We start from the raw sequence: 16,228 nt of genomic DNA, 5'->3' as shown, positions 1-16,228 counted from the left end.
GGGGGCACGGGCCGATGGAGGTCACTGCTCGGTGTCGTTACGCGGTATCGGGCAAGGCCTGTGGCCGGGGCGATGCCGTCCTGTCCTGCAGGGTTTGAATCAGAAGGCTTTCATACTGGTCCAGCATCCGGTCCAGGCTCAGAAAGTCGCGGACACTGCCCCGTGCCTGCGCTCCGAGACGGGCCAGCAAGCCGGGCTGCTGATGCAGCTTGAGCATGGCCACTCCCAGTGAGTCCGGGTCGTCGGGGCTGCACAGCAAGCCATTGACCTGATCCTCGATGATTTCCGTCAAACCGCCCATGCGACTGGCAATGACCGGACGCGAATGGGCGCAGGCTTCCACGGCGACCATGCCGAAGGGCTCATTCCACAGAGAGGGCACGATGGCGACATCGATCTGTTCATAGAAGGTGCCGGGGTTCTGGTAACCGACAAAGCTGATGTTCTTCGAGGTGACCATGGCCTTGAACCTTTGCTCGTCGTTGAGCTGTCCGCGCCCGGCAATCTGCAGGGTGGCGTTGAACGGCAAGTGCTGGAACTGCTCGATCAGCCAGCCGACCCCCTTGGTCTCCGACAGGGTGCCGATATAACCGAAGCGCAGGGGCGCATCGGGCAGCGGCGGTACGGCTGTCGTTTCCATGGCCGCAAACGGGCTGGCGTTGTACACGACCTGGCTTCTGGCGTTCCTGAAATAGCCTTGCGCCTGCACGCTGTCGAGCAGAAAGCGACTGACACCGACGACCGTGTCCACTTGCGCGGAACGCTGCTCATGGCCGGTGCGAAAACGCAGGCAAAGCCCACACTGACGCTGGCAGCTATGGCCTTTCTTGAACATGGTGCTGCTCGGGCAGAGCAGGTACATGTCGTGCAGGACCTGAACGATCGGAAGACCGGCCTGGGTGATTTCGTCCCAGGCCGATACCGACCAGCCGGTGAGGTTATGGCACATCACCAGGTCCGGCTGTTCCAGTTCGATGACGCGCTTTACATAGTCCCGCATGCCGGGGTTGTAGCGGTCGCGCAGGTGCCAGCCCAGCCGGGCCAGACGACCCGGGCGTTGTGCCGTGAAGTGCCAGTACGTGTTATGCAGGCCTGCGCGATAGACCTTGACCTGATTGACCGCATCCATGTGCAGCCCGGCCTTGGCGGTTGTGCTCAGGACGGTCACTTTATAGCCCCGCTGTTGCAGGCCTTCGACCATGCGTTGCAGGATGATTTCTGCACCGCCGCCGATATCCGGTGCATAAAGGCTGCTGATGAACAGGATTTTCATAGCGGGTACAACCTGTTCAGGCCCAATACGCCGGCTTCCCCGTCGCGTATGGCTTTCTCGATCAGGCTCAGGCGTTGTTCGGCATCGCAGCGCCGGGCAATCACCCTGAGCAGGCAGAAGAATATCCAGCGATTGAGCCGGTAGAGCAGTGAAGAGGACGCCCAGACATTCTTGTCGAACCAGGCCTGGTTGCGGGCACCGTAATACGCCCGCAGGTCGGAGCCGCCCAGCAGGTAGTTTTCATAGACATTGTTGCTGCGTGCCTTGATGTTCCAGGAGTCCTCCAGGTCATCGAGCAGGGCTTCGGGGACCAGAAAGATTCGCCCGCCACCGGCCGTGATGCGCCAAGTGTACTCGCTGTCGTCGGCATAGAGTTTCAGCGCATCCAGAGGCAGGCCGATCTTCATATACAGGCTGCGATGGGCCAGCAGACCGCCATAGGTCGCAAACGGCAACTGCACCATCGGCGGCTTGCCCTGCAAGGCTTGAGGTCGCCCCCACGGCAGGCGTCGCCAGATCTTGTAGGGCAGTTGTGCGATATGAAAGCCGAAAAAGCTCGAGCGACGCTGGATGGCGAAACGATTGGGCACACCCGACGCAATGTCTGCCTGGTGCGTCGGACGAAACCCCAATACCGCCGTCCTGTCCCGGCCATCGATGTTTTCCCGCTGGTGCAGGTATTTGTGCAGGACGGCAATGGCATTGATGGTCGGGGCGTTGTCGTCGTCCATCAGCCAGATGTACTCGGCACCGGCATCCAGCGCGGCCTTGATACCGACCGAATAACCATTGGCCGACCCGGTGTTGTGCGCCAGAGAGATGACCTGTACCTGGCCGGGCCATTTTTTCTCCAGCAGGTGAAGCGGCGACACGGAAGCATTGCTGACGATGATGACACGCTCTATCTGAGGGCTTTCCAGAGAACGACTGACCAGCGTGTGCAGGTAGTTGAAACGGTCACCGTAGGTGAGCGTCACCAGCGTGGTTCGGTTGATCATGATGAAGTTCCGGGCAGACCGTGGAAGCGATGAAGTGGGGCAGCAATCCGGCTCAGGCTCTGGCCTGCATCGGCGACAGGCTGCTGAGGGGCAGGACGACTTTCTGCTGGCGTTGCAGCAGGTTGAGCAGAATCACCGCACGCTCGTTGCCGTCGACAGTCAGGAAAATCGCCTCGACGTCGCAGAAACCACCAGCCGTGACCCGGACATGTTCGCCCTGCGTGAAGACCGCCTTGGGTCTGGGGGCCAGCAGACGCTGGCGGATCTGTTCGATCAGATGGTCCTGCACAGGGATCGGGTGCCCGCCGAACGTGACGATGCGTGCGACACCGCGTGTCGAGCGGATCGGGTACCAGTTGTCATGCACCTGATTCATGCGGATGAACAGGTAGCCGGGGAACAGCTCTTCTTCGCCCTTGTTCGTGCGCTTTTCGGTGGCCAGTGGCCGATAGCACTCGAAGTGCTGGCGTTGCAGGTGTTCCTGGGCTCGCGCTTCCTGTCGGGGTTTGGTCTGTATCAGGTACCAGCGGGTCGGACTATGGGAAGTGGGCATGATGTCACTCCACGGCCAGTTGTGGGGACAGGGTCGATACCGTTTCGGCCCCCATCTGGATATAAGGATCGTTCGCCGCCAGACCTTCATCGGCGTTGTAGTGCGTCAGCAGTTCCTGGATACGTTCCAGGCTGTTGAACATCAGCACGTCGATGATCGACAGGTTGGCCACGAAGGGGTGGGCCCCCTGTTTGTAGGTCACCTGATTCATCCTGAAAAAACGGATCAGCAAGCCGTTGCGGGCGAAATGATCACGGTCGTACAGCTCCATGCCGCCGATCGGGTTCAGAAAGGTCGTGGCCGAGAACAGGTGCGAGATATTGATGACCCGGTCCTGTTTGTCCACGCAGGACACCAGTTTCAGGTCGGAGCCGCGCAGGATCGGCGTGATGATCTGCAGGTAGGCGCACAACTCGCGTATGGAATGTTCGGTATACAGGGCAAGGTTCTGTTGCGGAAAACGGATCAGGCGTTCGATCAAGGGCATCACCTGAGAGAAGAACGGTGCCTTGCGGTAACTCTGTGCAATCAGGTTGACGAGGCGGCTGGCCTCTTCATTGAAGTTGTCGACCAGCTGACGCTGCATGATCGGCAGTTCAAAGTGGGCCTTTTTCAGCGGGAAGGTCAGCAATCTGGCTTCGCCGTTGCTCAGGATCCTGTTCCGGTTGATCCAGCCTGCCCGGATATATTGCAGATCGTCGCCCAGGACGAAGACATCGGCGGCGGCGATGAGTTGGAAGTAACCCAGGTAGGGAAACAGGTACGGCTGCATCATTGCTATGGTCCTGGCCATGATTAGCTCCTTTTGGTGTGAAGACGTGGGGTGGCTTGCCCCTTCATTTGTGAACCGGGTTGTAGTTGTACCCATAGGCGACGCAGTCGTAATCGGAGCTTGAGGCCTTGCGCACCACCGCATTGAAGATGGCGCCCTTGATCAGGATTCCGTTCTGGCCAAGCCGGCGCTTGCAGGCTTCCACTTCCTTGATCGTGGTCAGGCCGAAGCGGGCGACCAGCAGGCAGGTGCCTGCCTGACGTCCTACCAGGGTGGCGTCGGTCACGGCCAGGATGGGGGGCGTATCGATCAGGATCAGGTCGTAGAGTGGCGAAAGCTCGGTGAGTACCTTGTTGAAGTTGTCATGCATCAGCAGCTCCGAGGGGTTGGGGGCTGCGAAACCGCATGAAATGAAGTCCAGATGGCGAATCCGGGTGTGGTTGATGACTTCGGTGCAGGGCAGGCGTGCAGCCAGAGTGTCGGACAGCCCGTGCTTGGGGTGCAGGCCCAGGACCTTGTGCAGATAGCCCTTGCGCATGTCGGCATCGATCAACAGCACTCGCTTGCCGGTCTGGGCAATGATGGCCGCCAGGTTGCTGGAGACAAACGATTTGCCAGCACCCGGAGACGGGCTGGAGATCATCAGCACGTTATTGCGCGCTTCAAGCATGGCGAAATGCAGGCTGGTGCGCAGGCTGCGCAGAGACTCGATGGCCAGTTCGGTCGGCTCCGCGACGCTCAGCAGCCTGGAGTCCTTGCTGGCGGAGCGGCTTTGCAGGTGCTTGTCCAGGCGCTCCTGCTGCCGGGAGTAGGGGAGCGAGGCATAGACCGGCATGCCGATGTTTTCGATGAGTTCGGCACTTTCCACGCCTCGATAGAAGGCCTGGCGGACGAAGATGATGATGACGGCCACCAGTGCGCCCATCAGTGTGGCAACGAGCACGATCAGCTTTTTCATCGGCTTGACGGGTTTTTCAACGTTGGTGTCGGCGTTGTCGATCACCCGCACGTTACCGATGCTGCCGGCCCGCAGAATGTCCTGCTCCTGACTCTTGTTGAGCATCAGGGTGTAGGTCTGGCTGGTGACCTGCATGTCCCGGTTCAGCCGCAGCAATTCCTGTTGAGTGAGGGGCAAGGCTTCGATTTTCTTCAGCAGGCCCTGTTTCTGTTGCTCCAGTTGGGCCATCTGGTTCATCAGGCTGCGATAGGTCGGGTGTTCACGGGTGTAGAGGCGCTCGAGTTCCACACGCTTGAGCTTGAGTTCCGACAGCATCGAGTCGAGTTTGACGACCTGGTCGAGCACACCTTTGGTTTCGATGCTCAGGTCCACCGACTTGGCGCTGGTCTGGAAGTTGTTCAGCGCCACTTCCGACTCTTCCAGCTGTTTGCGCACCATCGGTAGCTGCGAGCGCAGGAACTCCAGCCGTTGTGCGGCCTCGGCCGAGCTGCGCTCGACATTCTGTCTGACATAGAGGCGGCTGACTTCATTGAGGATCTGGTTGGCCTGCTCCGGGTCCTCGTCCTCGAGGGAGAGGTAAATGATCCCGGAGTCCTTGCCGGCTTCGGTGATCTTCAGGCGCTTCTGGTAGATCAGGGCGGCGCTCAGGGTCCGCAGTCGGGACACCGTGAACTCGGTGCCGGGGCGGGCCAGCAGATTCGCGACCTGAATCTTGACCCCATGACCTTCGACGATCCGGTTGGTGGTGCCACTGAGCAGCAGGTTGTGATCCTTGTCATAGAGGGAAAACGCGTTGGACTTGCCAGCCACCAGGGTCAGTTTCTCGCCCAGCAGGTCTTCGGGGACTTCCAGCTGGAAGACCTCGATCTTCTCGCCACCCCAGGCGTACTGATCCAGTCCGAACATGGGCTCGGCCAGAGCACCTTCGTATTCGGGTTTGAACGTGCGATACAGGTAAGGGCCGATGACCGGAAGCACATCGGGTTTCTGGATCAGGTTGAGTTTCAGGTCGTCGACGACCTTGCCCAGCAAGGCCCTCGATTTGATCAACTCGATTTCCGTCATGGCCTGGGAAACCGACATGGGCTTGTTGTTGACTTCGGGTGTGCCCTCGATGCCGACTTTCCTGGGCTCGATCTGGATCATGGCATTGGCCTGATAGGCCGGTGTGGCCAGAATGGCGTAGGCCAGCCCGACCATGAAGAAAAGGCCCACGATCCAGAAGATCAAGGCCTTGTGATCGAACAGCATGCGCAAGATAGTTGCCAGATCGATCCGGGTGTCCTGGTAGTAATCCAGGGAAGAACGGTTCATGACGGTCATTTATCTTGTTTCTCCTGACTGAAGATAAGGAAGCCAGTCGTCGACACACCGTGACAGGTGTTCATAGGCCTGCTCGAAGGCGGACCTGGAACTCCGATAGGGGTCGGCCACTTCCTGCTTGTGTTGCCACCGGCCGATCAGAAACGTCTTGCCTCGTACTTCGGGGGCCAGTTTCAGGATGTTGAGCAGGTGTGCCCGCTCCATCAGCAGAATCAGCTGCGCCTGGCGCAGCAGTTGCCGGTTCACCTGGCGTGCCTCATGTCGACGCACAGGAACTTCATGGGCCTGCAACACGCTCTTGGCCAGGGGATCGATGGCGGAGCCCGGCACCGTATTGATGCCCGCCGAATGGATCAGCATCCCAGGAGTGCCCAGCCGATGACGCAACAGGGCTTCGGCCATGGGGCTGCGGCAGATGTTGCCGACGCAGATCACCAGCACGTTACTGAACATGGTGCCTGCCGGTTGCAGGCATCAGCCGCTTGCCCAGATTGACGATGACGTTGCGTGCCACCATCAGCAGCGCCTGAAGCTTGTTGCGTGGCACGAGAGCCGAGATCGACAGGCTGACCACCTGCATCAGGAAGTGCTCGTACAACGGCTGGTTGCCCAGCCGGTTGTAGTAGTTGGCCAGGCTCGAACAGGTCAGCAGGCTCATGTGAATCTTTCGCTTGTTGCTGCGCATGGAAAAGATCCCGCCGGGATGCAGCCGGTAAGCGGCAGGCTTGATCTCGGCGATGAACTTGCCCTTGCCGAATGCGCCCAGCAAGGACCACCAGCACAGGTCGTTCAGGGGGGCAATCGGCGGCTTGAGTTCGGGTGGCATGCTGGAGAACACATTGCGAAAGCAGACCGTCAGGGTGGAGATCCGGCGCGCTTTCTGCAGTTCGAGGGCCGTCGCGTCGGCGCGCAGCTTGCCCTGGAGCTGGACGCCGTACTGACCGTGTTCATCGAATGCGATTGCATCGTGATAAGTGATGACGTAATCGGGATGGCTTTCGAGAAAATCCACCTGCAATTGCAGCTTGCGAGGATCGGTCCAGTAATCGTCGGCTTCGCAATACGCGATATAGCGGCCACGGGCCTTGGCGAACAGTTCGGGGACGCAGGGCTTTCCCTGACGGTACTGATTCTCTTCCTGATAGAAAGGGCGAATGATCGTCGGGTGGCGTTCGGTGTATTGCGCAATGATGCGGGCGGTGCCGTCGGTAGAGGCGTCGTCATGGATCAGGATTTCATAACTGAAATTCGTCTGCTGGGACAGAAAACCGTCCAGCGTCTGGGTGATGAAGCCTTCCTGGTTATAGGCAGGGCAGACGATGCTCAGCAACGGTTGGGCGTCGGCAGTGTTCGTCTTTTTTGCAGTGGCATCCATGGCTCATGTACTCGGTTTGCTGAACAAGATGTAGAGCTTCGTGGCCAAGGGTTTGTCGCTTGCCGCCACCAGTGTCAGCGTGATGAGGCCACTGGCGGCCAGGGCGAGAAACAGGCTTGTACGGCTTTGGCTGGCAATCAGGCGAAACACGGGCTCACTGCAGGCCAGCCCGATGGCGGTCATGGCACTGATGCGCACGACGTCACGCAGCCATTGCCCGTGAATGCCCGGTGCCAGGCGCTGATGAACGAACATCGGCCAGACGGCGAAGGACACGGCACGAAGAAAGAACCAGGCCAGTGCGGCGCCGTAGCCTCCCTGATAGTGAATGGCCAGGTACAGGGTCGGTACCGTCACGATGGCTGAAATGACGCTGTACCAGAGATGCAGGCGCATCTGCCCGTAGGCGTATTGCAGGTAGAACTGAAAGGCGCTGGCCGCCATGATTGCGCTGCCCAGGGCATACCAGCACAGAATCGTGCGCCCCCACTGGGCGGCAGCGTGGTCACCGGTCCAGGCATACAGCAACGACTCGGCATGCAGGGCGATAATGGCCGCCAGAGGAAACAGGAAGGTGCAGACAAAACGATTGGCCGCCAGAAACAAGGCATGCATGTCCTGAGGGCGGCCTTCGGCAATCAGAACGGTCAACCGGGGCAATAGTGTCTGCACCAGCGGGTTGGTCAGCATCATGATGCCGGTGGTGATCAAGGCCACCAGCGAGAAATAGCCGTACTGATCCAGCGGCAGTCTTTCCGAGAGCAATACCTTGTCCAGTTGTGTCAGTGCAATCCACAGCAGGTTGCTCAGCGACATGCTGGCCGCGAACGGGATGATCGGCTTGACCAGTTGCCAGTCGATCCCTGTGAACCAGGGCGTCACGGGCATCTGACGCCACGCCCGGGTGGCGAACAGCAGGGTCTCGATGGCGGCGACAATGGCCTGGAATTCAAAGAACACCTGTGGGTCCTGAGAAAGGCTGTTGACCAGCAGCAACCCGCCGAAATAGCGCAGCGTGGCGATGATGATGTTGGCCGCGTTGAGCCAGGCGTGCTGCTCGAGTCCCTGGATACCGCTTTTGTACAGGGTCGAATACAGGCGCAAGGCGATGATCACCCCCATCAGTCCGATGCAGTTGATCAGTGTCTCGACAGGCAAGGCTTGTGCATTGAGCCACTTCACCGCAATCCAGGGGCTGGCGGCATGGACTGCGATACAACTGAGGAGCGCCAGGGGCAGAAACATGATCTCGAACGCCCGCAGCGTCCTTCCCTGAACGTTCTGTCCGCCGGGGATTCCCCGTTGATGAGCCACGGCCCGTACCAGGCTCGGGGACAACCCGGCATCCAGCAATTGCAGCCAGGCTTGCATGACGGTAAAGAAGCCGATCAACCCGTAGGCTTCCGCGCCAAGGTGGCCGAGGTAGAAGGGCATGATCAGAATGCCCACCAGCAGCACATAAGCCTGCCCGGCGTAATTCCAGGCCGTATTGCGGATGACGGAACGCTTGCTGGACATGCTCATTACAACGCCTGGGCGATGGCCGGGCCCGGCATGCTCATGTGGCTCGGGCTGCACTCTTCGATCAGGGTCTCAATGACTTTGTCTTGATCCTCGGCCGACAGACCGGGATAGATCGGCAGGCACAAGACGCGCTCGCTCAACGCTCGTGATACGGGTTGTCCTGGCTGTGGCTGCAGGTATTCAAGGGTATCCAGCGATGGATAAAAATACCGGCGCGGATTGATGTCTCGCGCGTTGAGTGCCTTGCGGACCCGGAGCAGTTGCGGTTCATCCTGCAGGCCCACCGGGAAATAGCTGTTGTTCAGCACGCTGTCGGGTTCGGGTTGTTGCAGGTCCAGGTAACTTTCCAGGCGTGAGCGGTAGCGAAAGGCGATTTCGGCCCGCTCTTCGAGAATGTCTTCGATGCTGTCCAGAATGCACAGCCCCATGGCGGCCGAAAACTCATTGAGTTTGGCATTGATGCCAATCCCGTCGATCTTGTCCACGTCGGCAATGCCGAAGTTGCACAGCAGGAATGCGCGCCTTGCCAGCTCGTCATCGTTGGTAATGATTGCGCCGCCTTCGATGGTGTGAAACAGCTTGGTGGCATGGAAACTCAACGTGCTGATATCGCCCCGGTTGAGCACTGACTGGCCGGCATGACGCACGGCGAATGCATGGGCGCCGTCATAGATCACCTTGAGCCGGTTCCTGTGTGCGATTTGCTCGATCGCCTCGACGGCGCATGGGTTACCGAAGACATGGGTGCCCACGATGGCTGTCGTATCTTCGGCAATGCACCGTTCGATGTGCTGTGCCGAGATGTTCCAGGTATGGGGATCGATGTCGGCGAATATGGGCCGGATGCCTTCCCATTGCAGCGAGCTGCTGGTCGCGACAAAACTGAAGGGGGTGGTCACGGCGCTGCCGCTCAGGCCCAGGGCACGATAGGCCACCTGCAAGGCCAGGGTGCCATTGTTGGTCAGGATGATATGCCTGACACCCAGGTAGTCCTTGAGCCGGTTTTCCAGTTCGTCTGCCAGGGGGCCATGATTGGTCAGCCAGCCTCGTGCATAGATCCCTTCGACATACGTCTTGAACTTGTCGATATTCCCCAGATACGTCTTGGTTACATTGATCATCGAAACCTCCATGTCTGTCGCGGGGTCGGTGGTCTGGCCGGTATTGCATTCAAAGTGCTGGGGTTTCCGGAGGTGCAATACGGCTCTTGGCGCTGGCACGGGCGGCCCGTCGCTGATTGATGCCCAGAATCATGCGGGTGGCCATGCTGCCGCTGTGCGGGTCGCCGAAATGGAGGATGGCTGTGGCGCGCTTCAGACCCGGGCTGCATGGCTGGTTGGCGTGCAGGGAGCGATAGCCCCAGAACAGATAGATATGCCCCGGTACCAGCTTCAATACCTTGGGATGGAGCCAGCCCTGATTGATCGCGACACAGGTGAGCCAGCGGCTGAAGCGGTTTTGTAACAGTGCTTTCTCGACGACGTTACGCACCACATTGCTGCGCAGTTTGCGTGCGTTGGGGAAAAGCAGCAGATCGCCGCATTCCTGACCCTCGGTCGGGATGTAGATAGGGATCAAGGCCGTGACCAGACTGGCGTCGAAGTGAAAACAATTGGATTCGCGCACGCCTCGAGAGCCTTGTATGCACCGCAATACAGGGAAGATCTGCTGACTGGGGCTGGGTTGCCGGGCCGCGTGAAGGTAGAGCTTTTCCAGCAGTTGCTTGACGACCGGGTCTGACCACAGGCTGGCCAGCAGGCTTTCGTTCAGTGCGCTTTCACCGTGATAAGCGAAATACTCGCCCGGGTGTTTCAAGGCCCGACTGTCCGTAAAGGCCTGTAATTGCTCCAGCTCGGTTTCACTCAAGACATGATCGAGTCGGGTGAAACCCTGGGTGTCCATATCGTGGGCCAGGGTTTTAACGTGCTGTGCATCGAGCGCCGGAAGAGTGGGCATTCAGTGACACCTCTGGGTAGAAGAACCAAAAGCGGACTGCTGGCCTTGTTTGTGAAACTGCCGGGTTGATTGATTTTTTCAGACAATGCTACCGCCACACCGAACGTATTCGGTCATTTCAAAGGGCGCATGAGTCAACAGACATCCACTGGAGCGGGAACACGGCTCCATGGAAACGACTAACATCGTGGACAACAAGACAACAGCAGGAACGGCCAGGACGTGAACACACCCTGCGTATTGCTCTGTGGCATTTACGGACAGCTCAGGGTGCGTCTGACAGTTCTATATATTGGTAGCGTCCACGATTCTGTCAAATTATTTCGTCAAGTTTATGTTAAGTTTTTGATAAGTTGTTTCATGAAAAAACCAAGTGATTGATTTAAAAGGCAGTCAAAAAAACGGCATGAACGAGAGGCGAGGGCGGTGACATTTTCTGGGCGGTTTTACACGCCCTGTTTTCATGCCGGGGCGTGCAAGTATGAGAGGTACGCTTGATATCCATGCATCAAGGGCATGTGGCATGTGGCATGTGGCTTGCCGATTGCATCTCTCGTGAGGTGTAGCTAGACAGAAGTCTGGTGTACAGCAAAACCGTATATATCCTAAATGAATAAATAAATAATAATCGATTCCTTTTTGTTCTATGTGGTTTCGTGCATTATCGCTCCTGTGATCTGGCGCGGATCGGGCCGCACGGATGTATTGATCATGTCAGCAGTTCGGCAGGCCGGGCTGGGCAATTCAGAGGGCTGTTCATGCAAGATTCTGTACTGTATTTCGATTATGCGGCGACCACGCCAGTGGATGAGCGCGTGATCCAGGTGATGGTCAAGTGTCTGGGGGTATCGGGCAATTTTGGTAATCCCGCTTCCAGTTCCCATGCGTATGGCCAGCAGGCGCGCCTGACCGTCGAGCAGGCTCGCAAGCAGGTTGCAGACCTTGTAGGGGCTCAGGCCGGGCAGATTATCTGGACGTCCGGTGCGACCGAGTCGAACAATCTGGCCCTCAAGGGTGTCGCACAGGAGCACGCATTGCGGTCGGGGCGTACCGGCGGGCATATCATCACCAGTCAGATCGAACACAAGGCCATTCTGGATACTGCCCAGCAATTGCAAGCGGCCGGTTTCGAGGTGACCTTTCTGGCGCCCGATGCCGATGGCCTGATCACGCCTGAAGCGGTCAGTGCCGCCTTGCGCGACGATACCTTTCTGGTGTCGCTGATGCTGGTCAACAACGAATTGGGAACGGTCAACGACATTGCCGAAATCGGCAGGCGAGTCAGGGCGCAAGGAGCGTTGTTTCATGTCGATGCGGCTCAGGGTGCGGGCAAGGCCGCCATTGACCTTGGCGATCTGGCCGTGGACCTGATGTCGTTTTCAGCCCACAAGATCTATGGTCCCAAAGGCATTGGTGCCTTGTACGTCGGCCCACGTGCCGAGCAGCGTGTACTGGCCCAGATTCATGGGGGCGGTCATGAATGCGGTCTGCGCTCCGGAACCCTGGCGACTCATCAGATTGCCGGGATGGGGGCCGCCTTCGCGCTGGCGGGGGAGGCTTTCAAAGAGGAAACCGCTCATATCGAACGCCTGAATCGGCGATTGCGGGAGCGTCTGGCCGGTATCGCCGGACTGCGGGTCAATGGCAGCTCCGATCAGCGAATCGCACACACCCTGAGCCTGACCTTCGACAAGGGCGACCTGAACATTGCGGCGCTGGGCCATGGCCTGGCGTTCTCGTCGACCTCTGCCTGCAACTCGGCCAAAAACACACCTTCGCACGTACTGCTGGCGCTGGGGCATAGCGCTCAGGCCGCGAGCCAGACCATCCGCCTGAGCCTGGGACGCTTCACCCGTGAAGAGGATATCGACCGCGCTGCCGAGCTGATTCAGGCCTCATTGATACAGCCTGCATTCTGGGCGGTTGCTCAGTCTTGATGGGTGCTCCATTATCTGACCCGCTATAACTGTAATTTTCGGGTCAGCAGGGAGAGTCAATGAGCACGCAATCCAAAGCCAGTGCCGAGGTGGCAGAACGTTTGGCGCAGACACGCGCCTTGATGAAGCGGGAACGGATCGATGCCTATCTGGTGCCGTCGGCGGATCCGCACCTCTCTGAATACCTCCCGGGCTACTGGCAGGGGCGTCAATGGCTTTCCGGCTTTCATGGCTCTGTGGGCACGCTGATCGTTACGCAGGATTTCGCGGGGCTCTGGGCCGATAGCCGTTACTGGGAGCAGGCCACCAAGGAACTGGCCGATACGGGGATCGAACTGGTCAAACTGCTTCCCGGCCAGCAAGGCCCTCTGGAGTGGCTGGCTGATCAGGCCGAGGCGGAAAGTGTCGTCGCAGTGGATGGAGCCGTACTGGCCGTGGCGTCCTCGCGCAGCCTGGCAAGCAAACTGTATGCACGTGGTGCGCGACTGCGCACGGACATGGATCTGCTCAATGAACTCTGGCATGACCGTCCTGCCTTGCCAGCCAACCCGGTCTTCGAGCATCTGCCGCCGCACGCCACGGTTACCCGTTCCGAAAAGCTGAACCGAGTGCGTCAGACCATGGCGGAACGTGGGGCCGACTGGCATTTCATCGCGACCCTGGATGACATCGCCTGGCTATTCAATTTGCGTGGCACCGATGTTTCCTATAATCCGGTCTTCATTTCTTTTGCGCTGATCGGGCCTCAGAGCGTCACGCTCTTCGTGGATTCGGGCAAGGTAGGGGACGAGGTGCGCCGCAGCCTGGCTCGCGATGCCATCAATCTGCTGGAGTACACGCAGATCGGCGCTGCGTTGCGTGAAGTACCCAAGGATGCACGGCTACTGGTCGATCCCGCGCGTGTTACCTGCGGCTTGCTCGATTATCTGGACAGCGAACTGACGCTGGTCGAAGGGTTGAACCCCTCGACCCTGTTCAAATCCCAGAAAACCGACGCCGATGCCTGGCATATCCGGAATGTCATGGAGCAGGACGGCGCCGCGTTGTGTGAGTTTTTCGCCTGGCTGGAGGCCTCGCTGGGTCGCTACCCTGTCAGTGAGCTGACCATTGATGAAAAACTGACTCAGGCTCGTCAGCGACGCCCTGGCTATATTTCCCCCAGTTTCGCCACCATTGCCGGTTTCAATGGCAACGGTGCAATGCCGCATTACCGCGCCAGTGAAGCGGAGCATGCACAGATCGAAGGCGATGGCCTGCTGCTGATCGATTCCGGCGGGCAATACCTCGGAGGCACGACCGACATTACGCGCATGGTTCCTGTGGGAACGCCGAGTGCCGAACAGAAGCAGGACTGTACTCGCGTGCTCAAGGGTGTGATTGCCTTGTCGCGTGCCCACTTTCCAAAGGGCATCCTGTCGCCCTTGCTGGATGCCATTGCCCGCGCTCCCTTATGGGAAGAGGGCGTCAATTATGGTCATGGCACAGGCCATGGAGTCGGTTATTTCCTGAATGTGCATGAAGGGCCGCAGGTCATTGCCTATCAGGCGGCGGCGACGCCGCAGACGGCGATGCAGCCGGGGATGATCACCTCCATCGAGCCGGGGACGTATCGGCCAGGCCGCTGGGGTGTGCGAATCGAGAACCTGGTCATCAACCAGGAAGCGGGCAAGACCGAGTTTGGTGAGTTCCTCAGGTTCGAGACACTCACCTTGTGCCCGATCGACACGCGCTGCCTGGACGTTTCACTGCTGAGGGAAGATGAGCGCAAGTGGCTTAATGACTACCATGCGCAGGTCAACAAGCGCCTGAGTCCGTTGTTGGACGGTGTGGCGCTTCAGTGGTTGCAGGAGCGTACGGTAGCCGTCTGATGGCTGTTCCGAGTGTCGAAGCCTCAAGGCTTCGACGCGGATTCGCTGATGGGGGAGCCTTTCTTGCAGACAATGATCATGCTGCGACTGGTATAGCCGGCAGGATTGAGTCCGAAGGGATAATCGCCCGGGTCTTCCACGGCATCTCCGGATTTGGCGATCACCCTGTAGGTTCTGGACTCACAAGCGTTGGTCGCCAGTTCGTAGCATTTTTCCCAGGATGAAGACAGCCCCGAGCAGTTGATATGGATGCCACGCTTTCCTTGCTTGACGGGGTTGGATGTTGCCGCACACCCGGCTACAGCGAGTAGCGCCAGTACGATACAGATGTATTTCATGCCTTTCCTTAACTGGCCATTATGCAAGGCCAGTGGCTGGCCTTGAGTGATGCAGTTACATAATGACGTCGTAAAGTGATGCCCGGGACGTTGTATCTCCGGAACGGGAATCAATCAGGTAGGTAACATGGCTCAACTGCGTTACAAATGCTAGTGCTGCGTCATACAAAAGCGGGTTCATCCTCTATATAGGCTCAATCGGCGGGTACCAGTTGGGAATTGCCGGGCGTTGATGTCAGTGTTGCGCCGATGGATGCTGAAATGATGGCCGCAATGGCCAGCCACTGCATCAGAGACAGGTGCTCGTGAAGGAAGAGCATGCCCGAGAACGCTGCGAAAACCGGCTCAAGGCTTGCCAGCATGCCGAACGTTTTTGCAGGCATGCGGGTCAGCGCGACCATTTCCAGACTATAAGGCAGTGCTGTCGAGAGAATGGCGACACCCAGAGCGGCGGGGATGAGTGAGGCATCGAGCAGGGCCGAACCGGCATGCACCACGCCGATCGGGGCGATGAATATGGCCGCAATGATGACGCCCAGTGCTGCGGTCTGGATGCCATTGTCTGCTCCGGCTTTCTGACCGAACAGAATATAAAGAGCCCAGCAGGCTCCGGCACCCAATGCATAGGCGACCCCGGTCACATCAAGGCTGGCATTCGACTGGCCTGCCGGTATGAGCAGGATCAGGCCGATGACGGCCAGCACTACCCATAGAAAATCGACGGGTTTGCGAGAAGAGAGCAGGGCAACGGCCAATGGGCCGGTAAATTCCAGGGCCACGGCAATGCCCAGTGGAATGCTTTGCAGGGACATATAGAAGAGAAAGTTCATCCCGCCCAGGGCAATGCCATAAATGACGACTGTCCGTAACGATCTGGCAGTGAGGCGTGCTCGCCAGGGCCGCAGAATCACCAGAAGAATCAGGCTGGCGAATACAAGCCTGAGCGTTGTCGTGCCCTGAGCACCCACGGCAGGGAAAAGACTCTTGGCCAGCGAAGCACCGCTTTGAATGGAAGCCATCGCAATCATCAGCAGTCCCAAAGGAAAGATGATGGAGGCGAGGCGAGGTTTGTCGGTCATTTTCGTTGTGCGTCCAGAATCATCAAGGCAGGGTGCGATATCATGCTTAATAAACATGGTCTGAGCAATATATTGCGCATTCAAGTCCTTTTTCTTATAGATAAGAGGTATTCGGCGTGTCTTTTCGCCTTAAGGTAAATTAAGTGTTGACGGGCGATTTAATGTCTCTATAATTCGCGCCCACTTCTGGCGCAGACGGATCTGAAAAAGCCTTGTAAATCAATGATTTATAAGTGTTTTTGACGACAGGCTTCGCAGAAGAGCTTCGGTCGCG

At 58.4% G+C, this 16,228-nt stretch carries 14 protein-coding genes; 2 read left to right on the top strand and 12 right to left on the bottom strand.

The window, feature by feature from the left end; all coding sequences use genetic code 11:
* Positions 1–37: 37 nt before the first annotated feature.
* From ACIPY9_RS22290 to ACIPY9_RS22245, 10 genes are read right to left on the bottom strand one after another with little or no spacing between them, the layout of a single operon-like run.
* On the bottom strand, positions 38–1,273 hold the full coding sequence (locus ACIPY9_RS22290; protein WP_400706637.1) for a glycosyltransferase family 4 protein: 1,236 nt from the start codon (positions 1,271–1,273) through the stop codon (positions 38–40).
* Positions 1,270–2,271, bottom strand: coding sequence for a glycosyltransferase (locus tag ACIPY9_RS22285; protein WP_400706635.1), 1,002 nt, complete (start codon positions 2,269–2,271; stop codon positions 1,270–1,272). Before ACIPY9_RS22285 ends, ACIPY9_RS22290 begins: the two co-directional genes overlap by 4 nt.
* Before the next feature lie 52 nt (positions 2,272–2,323).
* On the bottom strand, positions 2,324–2,824 hold the full coding sequence (rfaH, locus tag ACIPY9_RS22280) for a transcription/translation regulatory transformer protein RfaH (protein ID WP_400706632.1): 501 nt from the start codon (positions 2,822–2,824) through the stop codon (positions 2,324–2,326).
* Between the two features lie 4 nt (positions 2,825–2,828).
* Positions 2,829–3,617, bottom strand: a complete 789-nt coding sequence (locus tag ACIPY9_RS22275) for a WbqC family protein (protein ID WP_400706629.1) — start codon at positions 3,615–3,617, stop codon at positions 2,829–2,831.
* Between the two features lie 43 nt (positions 3,618–3,660).
* Positions 3,661–5,877, bottom strand: coding sequence for a polysaccharide biosynthesis tyrosine autokinase (locus tag ACIPY9_RS22270; protein ID WP_400706626.1), 2,217 nt, complete (start codon positions 5,875–5,877; stop codon positions 3,661–3,663).
* On the bottom strand, positions 5,878–6,330 hold the full coding sequence (locus ACIPY9_RS22265; protein ID WP_400706623.1) for a low molecular weight protein-tyrosine-phosphatase: 453 nt from the start codon (positions 6,328–6,330) through the stop codon (positions 5,878–5,880).
* The gene (locus ACIPY9_RS22260) at positions 6,320–7,252 is read right to left on the bottom strand and encodes a glycosyltransferase family 2 protein (RefSeq protein ID WP_400706620.1); all 933 of its coding nucleotides are present in this window, start codon (positions 7,250–7,252) and stop codon (positions 6,320–6,322) included. Before ACIPY9_RS22260 ends, ACIPY9_RS22265 begins: the two co-directional genes overlap by 11 nt.
* A 3-nt stretch (positions 7,253–7,255) precedes the next feature.
* On the bottom strand, positions 7,256–8,770 hold the full coding sequence (locus ACIPY9_RS22255) for a lipopolysaccharide biosynthesis protein (RefSeq protein WP_400706617.1): 1,515 nt from the start codon (positions 8,768–8,770) through the stop codon (positions 7,256–7,258).
* Between the two features lie 5 nt (positions 8,771–8,775).
* Positions 8,776–9,897 (bottom strand): DegT/DnrJ/EryC1/StrS family aminotransferase, encoded by a 1,122-nt coding sequence (locus ACIPY9_RS22250; RefSeq protein WP_400706614.1) that lies wholly within the window; start codon positions 9,895–9,897, stop codon positions 8,776–8,778.
* Positions 9,898–9,946: 49 nt separating this feature from the next.
* Positions 9,947–10,732 carry a hypothetical protein gene (locus ACIPY9_RS22245; protein ID WP_400706611.1) on the bottom strand — a complete coding sequence of 262 codons (786 nt, stop codon included), beginning with the start codon at positions 10,730–10,732 and terminating at the stop codon, positions 9,947–9,949.
* A gap of 758 nt (positions 10,733–11,490) precedes the next feature.
* On the opposite strand from ACIPY9_RS22245, the gene ACIPY9_RS22240 reads away from it, so the two are divergent.
* On the top strand, positions 11,491–12,669 hold the full coding sequence (locus ACIPY9_RS22240) for a cysteine desulfurase family protein (protein ID WP_400706608.1): 1,179 nt from the start codon (positions 11,491–11,493) through the stop codon (positions 12,667–12,669).
* 59 nt (positions 12,670–12,728) lie between these two features.
* Positions 12,729–14,537 carry an aminopeptidase P family protein gene (locus ACIPY9_RS22235; RefSeq protein ID WP_400706605.1) on the top strand — a complete coding sequence of 603 codons (1,809 nt, stop codon included), beginning with the start codon at positions 12,729–12,731 and terminating at the stop codon, positions 14,535–14,537.
* 23 nt (positions 14,538–14,560) lie between these two features.
* On the opposite strand, the gene ACIPY9_RS22230 is transcribed toward ACIPY9_RS22235, so the two are convergent.
* Together ACIPY9_RS22230 and rhtA are read right to left on the bottom strand one after the other, a co-directional pair.
* Complete coding sequence (locus ACIPY9_RS22230) at positions 14,561–14,875, bottom strand: hypothetical protein (RefSeq protein ID WP_400706602.1); 315 nt, start codon at positions 14,873–14,875, stop codon at positions 14,561–14,563.
* Positions 14,876–15,069: 194 nt separating this feature from the next.
* Positions 15,070–15,954: a threonine/homoserine exporter RhtA gene (rhtA, locus tag ACIPY9_RS22225; protein ID WP_400706599.1), complete on the bottom strand. Its 885-nt coding sequence runs from the start codon at positions 15,952–15,954 to the stop codon at positions 15,070–15,072.
* Between the last annotated feature and the right edge of the window lie 274 nt (positions 15,955–16,228).

This window comes from Pseudomonas sp. NPDC089734 (assembly GCF_044748865.1).
Lineage (GTDB): Bacteria > Pseudomonadota > Gammaproteobacteria > Pseudomonadales > Pseudomonadaceae > Aquipseudomonas.
This window is presented reverse-complemented; position numbering and strand designations above follow the sequence as displayed.

Coding starts and splice junctions, on each gene's coding strand:
- ACIPY9_RS22230 (WP_400706602.1), bottom strand. CDS start 14,875: ATGAAATACATCTGTATCGTACTGGCGCTACTCGCTGTAGCCGGGTGT.
- ACIPY9_RS22250 (WP_400706614.1), bottom strand. CDS start 9,897: ATGATCAATGTAACCAAGACGTATCTGGGGAATATCGACAAGTTCAAG.
- ACIPY9_RS22290 (WP_400706637.1), bottom strand. CDS start 1,273: ATGAAAATCCTGTTCATCAGCAGCCTTTATGCACCGGATATCGGCGGC.
- ACIPY9_RS22275 (WP_400706629.1), bottom strand. CDS start 3,617: ATGGCCAGGACCATAGCAATGATGCAGCCGTACCTGTTTCCCTACCTG.
- ACIPY9_RS22285 (WP_400706635.1), bottom strand. CDS start 2,271: ATGATCAACCGAACCACGCTGGTGACGCTCACCTACGGTGACCGTTTC.
- ACIPY9_RS22255 (WP_400706617.1), bottom strand. CDS start 8,770: ATGTCCAGCAAGCGTTCCGTCATCCGCAATACGGCCTGGAATTACGCC.
- ACIPY9_RS22270 (WP_400706626.1), bottom strand. CDS start 5,877: ATGACCGTCATGAACCGTTCTTCCCTGGATTACTACCAGGACACCCGG.
- ACIPY9_RS22240 (WP_400706608.1), top strand. CDS start 11,491: ATGCAAGATTCTGTACTGTATTTCGATTATGCGGCGACCACGCCAGTG.
- ACIPY9_RS22235 (WP_400706605.1), top strand. CDS start 12,729: ATGAGCACGCAATCCAAAGCCAGTGCCGAGGTGGCAGAACGTTTGGCG.
- ACIPY9_RS22245 (WP_400706611.1), bottom strand. CDS start 10,732: ATGCCCACTCTTCCGGCGCTCGATGCACAGCACGTTAAAACCCTGGCC.
- ACIPY9_RS22260 (WP_400706620.1), bottom strand. CDS start 7,252: ATGGATGCCACTGCAAAAAAGACGAACACTGCCGACGCCCAACCGTTG.
- rfaH (WP_400706632.1), bottom strand. CDS start 2,824: ATGCCCACTTCCCATAGTCCGACCCGCTGGTACCTGATACAGACCAAA.
- ACIPY9_RS22265 (WP_400706623.1), bottom strand. CDS start 6,330: ATGTTCAGTAACGTGCTGGTGATCTGCGTCGGCAACATCTGCCGCAGC.
- rhtA (WP_400706599.1), bottom strand. CDS start 15,954: ATGACCGACAAACCTCGCCTCGCCTCCATCATCTTTCCTTTGGGACTG.